Origin of the sequence: Enterococcus sp. C65 (genome assembly GCF_040887165.1) — a bacterium.
In the GTDB taxonomy this organism is placed as follows: Bacteria; Bacillota; Bacilli; order Lactobacillales; family Enterococcaceae; genus Enterococcus_B; species Enterococcus_B hirae.
Genome location: NZ_JBFOFG010000006.1, coordinates 66,514 through 78,975, shown reverse-complemented (window position 1 = coordinate 78,975; position 12,462 = coordinate 66,514). Strand labels below are relative to the sequence as shown.

The 12,462-nt window shown below is 36.3% G+C and carries 9 protein-coding genes; 8 read left to right on the top strand and 1 reads right to left on the bottom strand.

The features are described from left to right. Positions 1 to 14: 14 nt before the first annotated feature. Positions 15 to 1,313: an asparagine--tRNA ligase gene (gene asnS / locus AB3I12_RS08235; protein ID WP_010718497.1), complete on the top strand. Its 1,299-nt coding sequence runs from the start codon at positions 15 to 17 to the stop codon at positions 1,311 to 1,313. An 81-nt stretch (positions 1,314 to 1,394) separates the two neighbouring features. Here the strand turns inward: asnS and AB3I12_RS08230 are convergent, their stop codons facing one another. Then, entirely contained in the window at positions 1,395 to 2,864 is a 1,470-nt protein-coding gene (locus AB3I12_RS08230) for a MarR family transcriptional regulator (protein ID WP_231105509.1), read from the bottom strand. A gap of 315 nt (positions 2,865 to 3,179) precedes the next feature. Here AB3I12_RS08230 and AB3I12_RS08225 point away from each other — a divergent pair, with 315 nt between their 5' ends. The 7 genes from AB3I12_RS08225 to copA all read left to right on the top strand — a co-directional run bounded on the left by AB3I12_RS08225 (position 3,180) and on the right by copA (position 12,349). Then, on the top strand, positions 3,180 to 4,358 hold the full coding sequence (locus AB3I12_RS08225) for a carbohydrate binding domain-containing protein (protein ID WP_063627370.1): 1,179 nt from the start codon (positions 3,180 to 3,182) through the stop codon (positions 4,356 to 4,358). A 385-nt stretch (positions 4,359 to 4,743) separates the two neighbouring features. After that, the gene (locus tag AB3I12_RS08220; RefSeq protein ID WP_063627369.1) at positions 4,744 to 6,804 is read left to right on the top strand and encodes a heavy metal translocating P-type ATPase; all 2,061 of its coding nucleotides are present in this window, start codon (positions 4,744 to 4,746) and stop codon (positions 6,802 to 6,804) included. Between the two features lie 530 nt (positions 6,805 to 7,334). Then, complete coding sequence (locus tag AB3I12_RS08215; RefSeq protein WP_010718493.1) at positions 7,335 to 8,795, top strand: APC family permease; 1,461 nt, start codon at positions 7,335 to 7,337, stop codon at positions 8,793 to 8,795. 94 nt (positions 8,796 to 8,889) lie between these two features. Then, the gene (locus tag AB3I12_RS08210; RefSeq protein ID WP_034700862.1) at positions 8,890 to 9,429 is read left to right on the top strand and encodes a topology modulation protein; all 540 of its coding nucleotides are present in this window, start codon (positions 8,890 to 8,892) and stop codon (positions 9,427 to 9,429) included. A 73-nt stretch (positions 9,430 to 9,502) separates the two neighbouring features. Then, positions 9,503 to 9,940, top strand: a complete 438-nt coding sequence (locus AB3I12_RS08205; protein WP_053766604.1) for a CopY/TcrY family copper transport repressor — start codon at positions 9,503 to 9,505, stop codon at positions 9,938 to 9,940. Between the two features lie 16 nt (positions 9,941 to 9,956). Further along, positions 9,957 to 10,166, top strand: coding sequence for a copper chaperone CopZ (copZ, locus tag AB3I12_RS08200; protein WP_010718490.1), 210 nt, complete (start codon positions 9,957 to 9,959; stop codon positions 10,164 to 10,166). After that, on the top strand, positions 10,166 to 12,349 hold the full coding sequence (gene copA / locus AB3I12_RS08195) for a copper-translocating P-type ATPase CopA (RefSeq protein ID WP_063627368.1): 2,184 nt from the start codon (positions 10,166 to 10,168) through the stop codon (positions 12,347 to 12,349). The genes copZ and copA overlap by 1 nt, the downstream gene beginning before the upstream one ends. Positions 12,350 to 12,462: the final 113 nt, after the last annotated feature.

Genomic DNA, 12,462 nt, shown 5'->3' with positions numbered 1-12,462 from the left:
AAGGAGAGTCATAAGTGGAAACAATTCAAATCATTGATTCGAAAAATCATGTAGGAGAAACAGTAAAGATTGGCGCTTGGGTAGCAAATAAACGTTCAAGCGGAAAAATTGCTTTTCTACAACTAAGAGATGGAACGGCTTATTTTCAAGGAGTAGTTGTGAAAAGTGAAGTTCCAGAAGAAGTATTTCAATTAGCGAAAAATCTTCACCAAGAAACATCAATCATCTTGACCGGAGAAATCCGTGAAGATAGCCGTTCAAAATTTGGCTACGAAATCGGGATTAAGACAATCGAAGTTGTCAGTGAAAGTCATGATTATCCCATCACACCTAAAGAACATGGAACTGATTTTTTGATGGATCACCGTCATTTATGGTTACGTTCTTCCAGACAACATGCAATCATGCAAATCAGAAATGAAATTATTCGTGCAACATATGAGTTCTTTAATAACCATAACTTTGTCAAAATCGATCCTCCAATTTTAACTGGTTCTGCACCAGAAGGAACGACTGACTTATTTGAAACGAACTATTTTGACCAAAAAGCGTACTTATCACAAAGTGGTCAATTATATATGGAAGCTGCAGCGATGGCTTTTGGTAAAGTATTCTCCTTTGGTCCAACATTCCGTGCAGAAAAATCAAAAACACGTCGTCATTTGATCGAATTTTGGATGATTGAACCTGAGATGGCATTTACACATCAAGAAGAAAGTCTAGAGGTCCAAGAACAATATGTTGCTTTCTTAGTACAAAATGTATTGGATCACTGTGATTACGCATTAGATGTCTTGGAACGAGACAAAGAAGTATTGAAAACTTATACGAAGTTACCATTCCCACGTATCTCTTATGATGATGCGATTGAATTATTGAAGAAAAATGGGTTTGATGATATTGAGTGGGGCGATGATTTTGGTTCTCCGCATGAGACATTCATTGCCAATTCATTTGAACAACCCGTATTTATCTTGAATTATCCAAAAGCAATCAAACCTTTCTATATGAAACCACATCCAACTCGTGAAGATGTAGTGATCTGTGCCGATATGATCGCACCAGAAGGATACGGTGAGATCATTGGAGGTAGTGAACGGGCAACGGATTATGAATTCTTATTAGAACAAATCAAAAATCATGGTTTAGACGAAAATGAATATTCTTGGTATCTTGATTTGCGTAAATATGGTTCAGTGCCACATTCTGGATTTGGATTGGGCTTGGAGCGAACAGTTACTTGGATCGCAGGTATCGACCATGTGCGTGAAGCAATTCCATTCCCACGTTTGTTAAACCGTATCTATCCATAAAAATGAAATAGCTGGTTCAACCACAAAAAACTGCAGAAAGTGGCCTCTTAGGAGGTTAACTTTCTGCAGTTTTTTTATAACTTAGTCAGTTTGTAATGGCTCTTTTAAAGCTTCGATTAATGGTTGGATCGTTGATTGCTGAAGAAGCAATTCTAAGGTACGAATCTCTTTTAGCGAAGGATAATTGTCTAAAAGTAGCCAGTTTTTCTGAGGAGCTATTGGAATATTAGAAATCCAGTAATCGATGGAATCTGCATTTTGATCGTTCATTACAGAATCTTGGACATCAATGATTTCAAAAACTGCGTACTCATTCAATTTCGTTTTAAGAAGCGTAATCAGTAATTCACTATGTACTTGGTCGTAGGTAAAAGCAAGACCAATTTTTTTCTTCTGTTGATTTTTTCTAATAAGTTCCTTTAAGTGTTTATCATAGATAATCGTAAGATAGAGCCATTCATAAAATAAAGGATCATCATTTATTTCATTTCTGAAAGTGATCAATTTTTGTAACAGTCGGTTAGCAGTATGGGCAGAAAAGCGCCCATTTTGCTTAAAAAATTCAATCACAAATCGTTTTTTTTGATCATTTAACAAATATTTGATTTTTCCAGACAAAGTTAGTGATTGATCGATCGAATAATGGAGCTCAATTTCTTTATTTTCTCCAAATAGTTGGTAGAGTTCAGTTGTCAACTGAATCAAGGATTGCTTTTTCCCTTGCATTTCTAGTGAAAGCTTTGGTTCTTTCATCATTGACTGAAATGTTAAGAGATTTGATTGGACGACACCCGTATATGAAAGCTTGAATACTTCTTTGAAGTGTGCATAATCAATGACGATTCGTGAATCATCAAATGGTAAAGTTGCTGAGGATATTGCCTTTTTATCCGCTGATTTATAATAAGTCGTTGATTTTTGGATATGGACACTAAGCTTAATAATCACCCAGATCCAGCTACTTAATCGTTGTTGTTCTCGAGAAGTAGAAAAGTTGGGCAATTCGGTAAATGCTTGCAACAGTTGATCAAGAATTAATTGTTCTTTCGGAAGAATATATTGAGTATTAGCGTGATATTTTTCTGAAAAAAAGACATAAAAAAACTGATATAGTTTAGATGAATCTCCTGTAAAGTAGAAAGGAGAGTCAGTCAGACAAATATCATGGCAGTTCAAAAAATCAGCTACTTGTTTTTTGATACGGCGAAATTGAGATTTACTGATTTTTAGTTTTTTTAAAATTTCCGAAGTTGTTATAAACGGACAAGAAAAAACCAGAGAAATAAATTGAATCTGTACAGAATCTTGATAAATATAACTGTATACTTCACTATAGCTGATTGGTTTATTTTTTCTCAGCAATAAATGATCTTTTTTCTTTTCCACTTGAAAAAAGCCACGATTTTCCAGCTCATTCAATTGTTTAAGAATCGTTTGCTTGGTTGCTTGGGTTGTTTCTTCTAGTTGTTGAACGGTCACTTGTCCATTTGCTAAATATGTTTCTAAAATAATTAATTGGATATAATGTTTTTTGGATAATATCGCTTTCATCTTGGTTGGAACCTCCTTACTCGTTATAAGGATTGTACTAATGAAATAGCTGCTATCGGCAATGATAATTTCTTTTTTTGGAAAAAAAAATTATGGACAATTCCAAAAAATTAGTAAACATTAGCAGGATTGCTAAATAGAGAGATGAAAAATGGGAATTTGGCGATTTATTTCTTTTTTTGTGTAAAAAAGGGTCTTTAAAATAAAATGTTCATGAAAATTTAAGGCAAATAAAAGAGTATCTCCAGAGATAATATAGAATGAGTCTCGTTACCTAATCGTAACAGCAGAAATCAATTAGTGGGGGAAAATAGAATGAAAAATAACATGAAAAAGGTATTTGTCGCAAGCATTGCCTGTCTGTCTTTAGGAACTTCTATAGGCGTACATGCAACAACCATAGGTAAGGAAGCTATTACTATCAGTGATAACTTGAAAGAAGTGGTTGAGGATTCGATTATCAGTAACGGGGATTTTAACGCTGGTTTAGATCATTGGATCGTGTCAAACCCAGAATCGAACAATCCAACACTGGTAACCGAAAATGGGGTTTCTTATGTGAAAGCAATGTTGGGCGAAAATATCCATCAATATGTGAAATTACGACCCAACACGACCTACACATTTTCTTATGACGCTGCGGGAAGTAAAAATTTTCCGGGTAAAGTCGAGTTTGGTACATTGAATCACGGAGAAGAATTTGTTTCTTTACAAGAATCGGCACATAATAATGAACAATGGGAAAGACATTCGTTTACTTTTACGACACCAGAAAAAGACAATACATATATTATCCGTTTTTCTTCTACGGGAAATGGTTGGGCAACTTTTAAAAATATCGATATCCAATCAGAAGATGACATATCCCAAAATACTTTGTTATCTGTTGGAGTAGAAAGTCACCAACCATATATCTACTTAAACTTAACGCCAGAACAATTTAATAGCAAACAACGCCTGATGGTTTATTTGGATGGTAACTATTATTTTGAAACGTATAATGGTAAAGCATACTATTCTTATAAAGATATAACAGACGAACTAGTAAAGATACGTCGTGCGTTTGAAGGCAACAAAGGCGAAAAAATTGAAGTTTATTTAGCACCTGGTTCACCTGGTCAAAGCTCTGCAGGTAAAGTATTGTTAGAAACCTATGTAGTCGAGAAAAAATTGGAATCAGTAGCGACTGAATATGATCAGATCGTGAAAGATATTCAAATAGTTGGAAATAAAGTAGTGATGGATATTGATCGAGAAATATTTGAGCAAGACAATCGAATCGTACTTTATAAAAATGATGCATATATCGCGGAAACATATAAAGGAAAAGCTTACTATTCATCAGTCAAAAAAATGAATGAGACCGTTCGGGTGACTTACAGTAAAGGCGTGGTTGCTGGCGATATCATTTCAATTAAATTAGTAGGTAATCGACCAGGAACAAGTACTACGAATAGTTTCCAACAACTACTAGCGACTATAGAAGTGGAATAATCCCAGTAAAATAGATATCGCTTAGGATGAAGAGATACAACAACAATAAAAAAACTCCCTCACTCGTTTGGCTAGTGGGGGAGTTTTAATCAAATAGGAGAAATGCTTATTTTTTTAATTGCTGATAAGATAGCTATTAGGTATGGATTAGTTCAGGGAATGACAAGTGTAGATTCCATTGTTCAGTTCTTTTTTATTTGTGACACTCTTGTACTCTTACAATGGATGATATGGTTTTCACTTTATGAGTCGCTTTTTTTATTGTAAAGGTAATGCTTTTTTGATTGATAAAAAATAGAAGAAGTATTAGTTTGACAAATGAGTGACCACTCATATATAATTATATATGAATAAACGTTCATGTTTAAAGTGAGGAGGTCAGAGCATGAAAAGCTATCGATTAGAAGGATTGGATTGCGCAAACTGTGCAATGAAAATCGAAAAAAGAATCAACGAAATCAATGGGGTAAAGCAAGCAAATGTTAACTTTGCTGTAGGTAAATTAACGATTGACGCAGATCAGGATAAGATAGGTGAAATCGAAACTGAAACTAGAAAAGTGATCAAGGAATTAGAACCAGAAGTTGAGGTAAAAGAGATGGAAGAAGTGACTTCGACATTAAATGAAGAAAAAAAGGATCTGATTCGTATTGTCCTATCAGCTATTGGCTTATTAGGCTTGTTTATTTGGGCTCCAGCTGAACCGATTCGTTTTATTGGATTTTTACTTGTCTATTTATTTATTGGTTTTGATGTTATTAAACAAGCTGCATTAAACATTACGAGAGGTCAATTGTTTGATGAAAATTTTTTGATGGCAATCGCAACGATCGGTGCGATGTTGATTGGTGAATATCCAGAGGCAGTAGCGGTCATGTTGTTTTATCAAGTAGGTGAATATTTCCAAGGCTTTGCAGTCAACCAATCAAGAAAATCGATACGTGCATTGATGGAGATTCGACCAGAAGTGGCTCATGTTGAAACAGAAGCTGGATTGGTGACAACCCACCCAGAAAGAGTAATGATTGGGGAGCATGTTTTTGTCAAACCAGGAGAACGAGTACCATTAGATGGGAAAGTCATCAGTGGGCAGTCATTAGTTGACACTTCTGCATTAACGGGAGAATCGGTTCCAAAAGAAGTTTTTGAAGGAGAGTCAGTATTAAGTGGTTTTATCAATATCAATCAACCATTAGTTGTTGAAGTAGAAAAAAATTATCAAAACTCAACCATTAGTAAATTGCTCGAATTAGTAGAAAATGCAAGTAGTAAAAAGGCACCAGCAGAAAATTTCATCACTAAATTTGCTCGTTACTACACGCCAGTGGTAGTAGTATTAGCTGTTTTATTAGCCATTTTACCACCACTTGTGTTACCAAATACAGGATTTGATGAATGGATTTACCGAGCTTTGACGTTCTTAGTGATTTCGTGTCCTTGTGCTTTAGTAATTTCGGTACCTTTAAGCTTTTTTGGAGGGATTGGTGGAGCTAGTAAAATGGGTGTATTAGTGAAGGGTAGTAATTACCTTGAATTATTAGCTCATACAGACACCATGGTTTTTGACAAAACAGGAACTCTGACAAAAGGTGATTTTTCTGTTCAATCAATTGAAACTACTATGGTTGAACCTTTATTCATGCAATATGTTGCAAGTGTTGAACAATATTCGACACATCCGATTGCACAAGCGATTTTAGCTGATTATGAAGGAGCATTATTACCCACGGATCAAATGGAAGAAGTTTTAGGCGAAGGAATCAAGGCAGTTGTGGATGGGAAAGTAGTCTTAGTAGGAAATCATAAACTTTTCACTCGATACAATATAGCCTTTCCAGTCAATCAAGCAGTTGGTACCTTAGTATATGTGGCAATTGATCAACAGTATGTTGGAAGCATAGTGATTGCAGATTCCATCAAAGAAGATGCAAAAGCAGCTTTACAAAAACTAAAAAAACTTGGAGTTAAACAAACTGTGATGCTTACCGGGGACGCACAAGCAATTGCGACACATATTGGAAATGAATTAGGAATCGACACGGTCTATAGCGAGCTCTTACCGCAAGACAAAGTGGCTAAATTAGAGCAAATCCTCACGAACGCATCGCAAAAGACTGCGTTTGTTGGTGACGGAATCAATGATGCACCTGTGCTAGCTAGAGCTGATGTCGGAATAGCGATGGGAGGTCTTGGAAGTGATGCAGCAATCGAAGCGGCTGATGTAGTGATCATGAATGATGAACCTGGAAAAATCGCAGATGCTATTCGCTTATCAAGAAAAACGTTGAAAATCGTTAAACAAAATATTATCTTTGCGATCGGGATCAAAAGTGTTGTCTTAATTTTAGGCGCATTCGGGATCGCCACAATGGGAGATGCCGTATTTGCTGATGTAGGTGTCACTGTACTAGCAGTCTTAAACGCTATGAGATGTTTAAAACTCTAACGATCGACTGTTGATCTAAACACAAGCATCGTTAAAGTGAACTTTTCTTGCCTACGGAGTAGGATTATCAGAAAATAAGTGAAAATCTTTAACCAAACTATTTATATGCGTGTTTAAAATGAAGTTCTATAGGTGTATTTTGTTTGTTATTGATCAATAGAAAAGAAATTTTCCTTTATTCGTCAGCTTGATGACTGTTCGGATGAAAGGGGAATTTCTTTTTTTATGTAAAAGCAACGATTTTTGAATTGTACTACCCATTGTTGTTTTTTGATTAGAAAGTAAGCATATTAAAATAACTGTTTGATCTAATTTTTAGAAAATTCTTTTACATCGTTCAGTTTGAAAGGGATTAACTAATTTATACAAGGTGTTATCTTGTGTTAAATGATAAAAAGATGGAAAAACAGTGTGGGAAAATTAAAAATATACACACATAAAATAACGAACTATTGTAAATAGATAAGAATTTGTTTATGATTGTAAATAGATAAATATTTTATTTAAAAAAATTTAAAAGGAGAAAACAGATGAACGATAAACAACTACGTTGGTTTACCGTAGCACTTATTGCTTTCAACATGGTTTGGGGCATGGGGAATGTAGTAAACAACTATGCGCAACAAGGAATCTCAGTTGTTACTTCTTGGCTATTGATTCTTGCTATTTATTTTATCCCTTATGCCTTGATCGTAGGGCAACTTGGTTCCGCATTTAAAGACAGTAAAGGTGGCGTCAGCTCTTGGGTCGAAAATACGACATCAAATAAACGGTTGGCATACTATGCTGCATGGACTTATTGGGTCGTCCACATTCCTTATCTTGCACAAAAACCTCAGGCAATTTTGATTGCTGCTGGATGGGCAGTTCAAGGAAATGGAAATATTGTTAACACAATGACTGTTCAAATGGTAGCAGTGATTTCCTTAGTAATTTTCTTAGCCTTCTTGTATCTTTCTACAAAAGGATTATCCACTTTGAAGGTCATTGGTGGATTAGCAGGAACTGCGATGTTTGTCATGTCACTTTTATTTATTTTGATGGCAGTAACAGCTCCATTTATTACTACTGATATGGAATTTGCTACTACAGGAATGAATCAGGTCAAAACATACATCCCGACATTTGACTTTAGCTATTTTACGACCGTTTCGATGCTTGTATTTGCAGTAGGTGGGGCAGAAAAAATCTCTCCTTATGTTAATTCCACAAGAAATCCAGCCAAAGAATTTCCAAAAGGAATGATTTTCTTGGCTGCGATGGTTGGTGTTTGTGCGGTTTTAGGTTCTGTAGCGATGGGAATGTTATTTGCGAGTGACAATATTCCGAAAGACTTAATGGCAAATGGTGCTTACAGTGCTTTCCAAATCCTAGGCAACTATTATGGCATTGGTAATTCGTTGATGATCATCTATGCTTTGACAAATATGGTTGGTCAAATTTCCGCATTAGCCTTCTCAATCGATGCACCGCTGAAAATTTTATTAGCAGATGCAGATCCAGAATTTGTTCCTTCATGGTTACGTAAACGAAGCAATAAAGGAACACTCGTCAATGGCTATTTATTGACTGGGATTTTAGTTAGCATCATCATTTTACTACCTATTTTTGGAATCAAAGACATGAACGAATTAGTGAAATGGTTGACTAATCTAAATTCAGTAGTAATGCCTATGCGTTATTTATGGGTATTCTTAGCGTATATGATGTTGAACAAAGCTTACAAGAAATTTACTTCTGAGTATAAATTCGTGAAGAATCCAAAGGTTGGTTTTATTTTCGGTGCTTGGTGTTTTGCCTTTACCGCTTTTGCTTGTATTCTGGGAATGGTTCCCAAAGTCGAGTATGCAGCTGATCCTAAAGCTTGGTGGTTCCAGTTGATCTCAAATGTCGTTACACCAATTATTTTGATCATGTTGGGAATGATCTTACCAGCGATTGCCCGTCGTGATAAAAATAAAAATGTAAAAGAAACATTGATTGAAACATAATGAGCTGAGAGAGAAACGATCGTTTCTCTCTTTTTTTGTGCCTCATGTTATCATAAATAAAAAAAGAAAAAGTTTTGAGTGGAGGAGGAATAAGATGAAGATAGTAATTTTAGGACAAAGTGGCTCTGGAAAATCGACACTGGCAAGAACTATTCAAGAAACGGCAAAGATTCCTCTTTTACCCTTAGATTTTTTATGGCATGGTACAGATTATAGTGAAAAGGCACAAGTTTGGTTTCAACTAGAGCAAGAAAACTTTATGGCTAAACATGAGAACTGGATCATCGAAGGAAACTATCTTGCTACTGCTAGGAAGAGACTGCAAGAAGCAGATCAAATCATCTTATTACGAGTGCCAACGTATCTTGCAATGGCTCGTGTCATCAAACGAACTTTAAAAAGAAAGCGAGATCGTGCGACCAGACCAGACATGCCTAATGACTTTACTGAAAAGTTGGATAAAGAATACTTGGATTTTTTGTGTTTTGTTTGGCGTTTTAAGCGAAAGAATGAACCTCGAATCTTCCAACTGATTGATACATTGCAAGTAAAAAATAAGTTACTCATTTTAGATAATAAACGTGATCGACAAAAGTATATTAACCAGTTGAAAAAAAATAAGCCCATTGGTTGACAATTTACGATTACAGTTGTAATCTATTATCGAAGTTAAGTTTACAAATGTAATCGATGGAGGTGGAAAACTAATGGAAGAAAAGAGAGTATTAATTAAAATCAGTGATTCTGAATGGGAAGTCATGCGAGTTATCTGGACTTTAGGTCAAGCAAACGCCCAACAAATCACTCAGATATTAGCTGATTCGATGGATTGGAAAGTAGCAACTGTTAAAACCCTTCTAGGGCGTTTGGTGAAAAAAGAAGCGCTTTGGACTGAACAAGAGGGAAAGAAATTTATTTATCATCCAGCTGTTTCCGAGATGGAAACCGTTCGAAGTGCTACTGAAAATCTCTTTTCACATATTTGTGCAAAAAGAGTCGGTGCGACGATTGCTGATTTGGTTGAAGAAGCGACATTGACCCAAGCAGATATTCAGCAGATCATGAAACAACTCAATAAAAAAGAGCCAGTCGAAACGATTGAATGTAATTGTATACCTGGCCAATGTGAATGTAAGAAACAGTAATAAGGAGGAAACAAGAATGAAACAAGAATTTTCAGTTAAAGGGATGAGTTGCAACCATTGTGTGGCTCGGATTGAAGAAGCGGTCGGAAGAATCAGTGGTGTCAAAAAAGTAAAAGTTCAGCTGAAAAAAGAAAAAGCCGTTGTGAAATTTGATGAAGCAAATGTTCAAGCGACAGAGATTTGTCAAGCAATCAATGAATTAGGCTATCAAGCAGAGGTGATTTGATGGCAACGAATACCAAAATGGAAACATTTGTCATTACTGGAATGACATGTGCGAATTGTTCTGCTCGAATCGAAAAAGAACTAAATGAACAACCTGGTGTCATGTCCGCTACTGTCAATTTAGCCACTGAAAAGGCAAGTGTGAAATATACCGACACTACTACAGAAAGATTGATCAAAAGTGTCGAAAATATCGGCTATGGGGCAATTTTATATGACGAAGCGCATAAACAAAAAATTGCTGAGGAGAAACAAACCTATTTAAGAAAAATGAAGTTTGATCTTATCTTTAGTGCGATCTTGACTTTACCCTTGATGTTAGCAATGATTGCCATGATGCTTGGAAGTCATGGACCAATTGTGTCGTTCTTCCATCTGCCTCTTGTGCAGTTGCTTTTTGCTTTGCCTGTGCAATTTTATGTAGGTTGGCGCTTTTATAAAGGAGCCTATCATGCATTAAAAACTAAGGCGCCGAATATGGATGTCTTAGTTGCGATTGGAACATCTGCAGCCTTCGCATTAAGCATTTATAATGGTTTTTTCCCTAGCCATTCCCATGATCTTTATTTTGAAAGTAGCAGTATGATCATTACCTTGATTTTACTTGGAAAGTATTTAGAACATACAGCAAAAAGTAAAACAGGCGATGCCATCAAACAGTTGATGTCCCTTCAGACAAAAACAGCACAAGTTTTAAGAGATGGTAAAGAAGAGACGATTGCAATTGATGAGGTCATGATCGATGACATCTTAGTGATTCGTCCTGGTGAACAAGTACCTACAGATGGACGGATCATTGCTGGCGCTAGTGCATTGGATGAAAGCATGTTGACAGGAGAAAGTGTACCTGTTGAGAAAAAAGAAAAAGATATGGTTTTTGGTGGAACGATCAATACCAATGGATTGATCCAAATACAAGTTTCTCAGATAGGAAAAGATACGGTGTTGGCACAAATCATCCAAATGGTGGAAGATGCTCAAGGAAGTAAAGCACCGATCCAACAAATTGCTGACAAGATTTCAGGGATTTTCGTACCGATCGTTTTGTTTTTAGCATTGGTGACACTATTAGTTACAGGATGGCTCACGAAGGATTGGCAGTTAGCATTGCTTCATAGTGTGTCCGTTTTAGTCATTGCTTGCCCATGTGCGCTTGGTTTAGCAACACCAACCGCCATCATGGTAGGAACAGGAGTCGGTGCTCATAATGGGATATTGATCAAAGGTGGCGAAGCGTTAGAAGGAGCCGCTCATCTAAATAGTATTATTTTGGATAAAACTGGAACGATTACACAAGGCCGACCAGAAGTAACAGATGTGATCGGTCCCAAAGAGATCATTTCCCTTTTCTATTCCCTTGAACATGCTTCTGAACATCCTTTAGGAAAAGCTATTGTTGCTTATGGCGCAAAAGTCGGTGCAAAAACTCAGCCAATCACCGATTTTGTTGCTCATCCTGGTGCAGGAATCAGTGGAACGATCAACGGTGTTCATTATTTTGCTGGGACTAGAAAGAGACTAGCTGAAATGAACCTTTCATTTGATGAATTTCAAGAACAGGCGTTAGAATTAGAACAGGCAGGGAAAACAGTGATGTTTTTAGCCAACGAAGAACAGGTTCTTGGGATGATTGCCGTTGCTGATCAAATCAAAGAAGATGCAAAACAAGCAATCGAGCAACTACAACAAAAAGGTGTAGATGTGTTTATGGTTACGGGAGATAATCAACGAGCCGCTCAAGCAATCGGCAAACAAGTAGGAATCGATTCTGACCATATCTTTGCAGAAGTTTTACCTGAAGAAAAAGCCAACTATGTAGAAAAACTACAGAAAGCTGGAAAGAAAGTTGGCATGGTCGGTGATGGAATCAATGATGCCCCAGCGCTAGCTTTAGCAGATGTTGGAATTGCAATGGGAAGTGGAACCGATATTGCGATGGAAACAGCCGATGTGACATTAATGAATAGTCATTTAACTTCTATCAATCAAATGATTTCTTTATCAGCTGCCACATTAAAAAAAATCAAACAAAATTTGTTTTGGGCATTCATTTATAATACGATCGGGATTCCTTTTGCTGCCTTTGGTTTTTTAAACCCAATCATTGCTGGTGGCGCAATGGCCTTTAGTTCAATCAGTGTATTATTGAATTCTTTAAGCTTAAATCGAAAAACGATCAAATAAATCGTTTCAGAGGAAAGGAAGGAAAAAAATGAATAATGGAATGGATCCTGAGAATGAAACAAATAAAAAGGGCGCTATTGGAAAGAATCCTGAGGAAAAAATAACTGTAGAAC

What these genes read in the sequence shown, in the direction of transcription:
- copZ (WP_010718490.1), top strand. Translation starts at nt 9,957, where the DNA reads ATGAAACAAGAATTTTCAGTTAAAGGGATGAGTTGCAACCATTGTGTG.
- copA (WP_063627368.1), top strand. Translation starts at nt 10,166, where the DNA reads ATGGCAACGAATACCAAAATGGAAACATTTGTCATTACTGGAATGACA.
- AB3I12_RS08215 (WP_010718493.1), top strand. Translation starts at nt 7,335, where the DNA reads ATGAACGATAAACAACTACGTTGGTTTACCGTAGCACTTATTGCTTTC.
- AB3I12_RS08205 (WP_053766604.1), top strand. Translation starts at nt 9,503, where the DNA reads ATGGAAGAAAAGAGAGTATTAATTAAAATCAGTGATTCTGAATGGGAA.
- AB3I12_RS08230 (WP_231105509.1), bottom strand. Translation starts at nt 2,864, where the DNA reads ATGAAAGCGATATTATCCAAAAAACATTATATCCAATTAATTATTTTA.
- AB3I12_RS08220 (WP_063627369.1), top strand. Translation starts at nt 4,744, where the DNA reads ATGAAAAGCTATCGATTAGAAGGATTGGATTGCGCAAACTGTGCAATG.
- AB3I12_RS08210 (WP_034700862.1), top strand. Translation starts at nt 8,890, where the DNA reads ATGAAGATAGTAATTTTAGGACAAAGTGGCTCTGGAAAATCGACACTG.
- AB3I12_RS08225 (WP_063627370.1), top strand. Translation starts at nt 3,180, where the DNA reads ATGAAAAATAACATGAAAAAGGTATTTGTCGCAAGCATTGCCTGTCTG.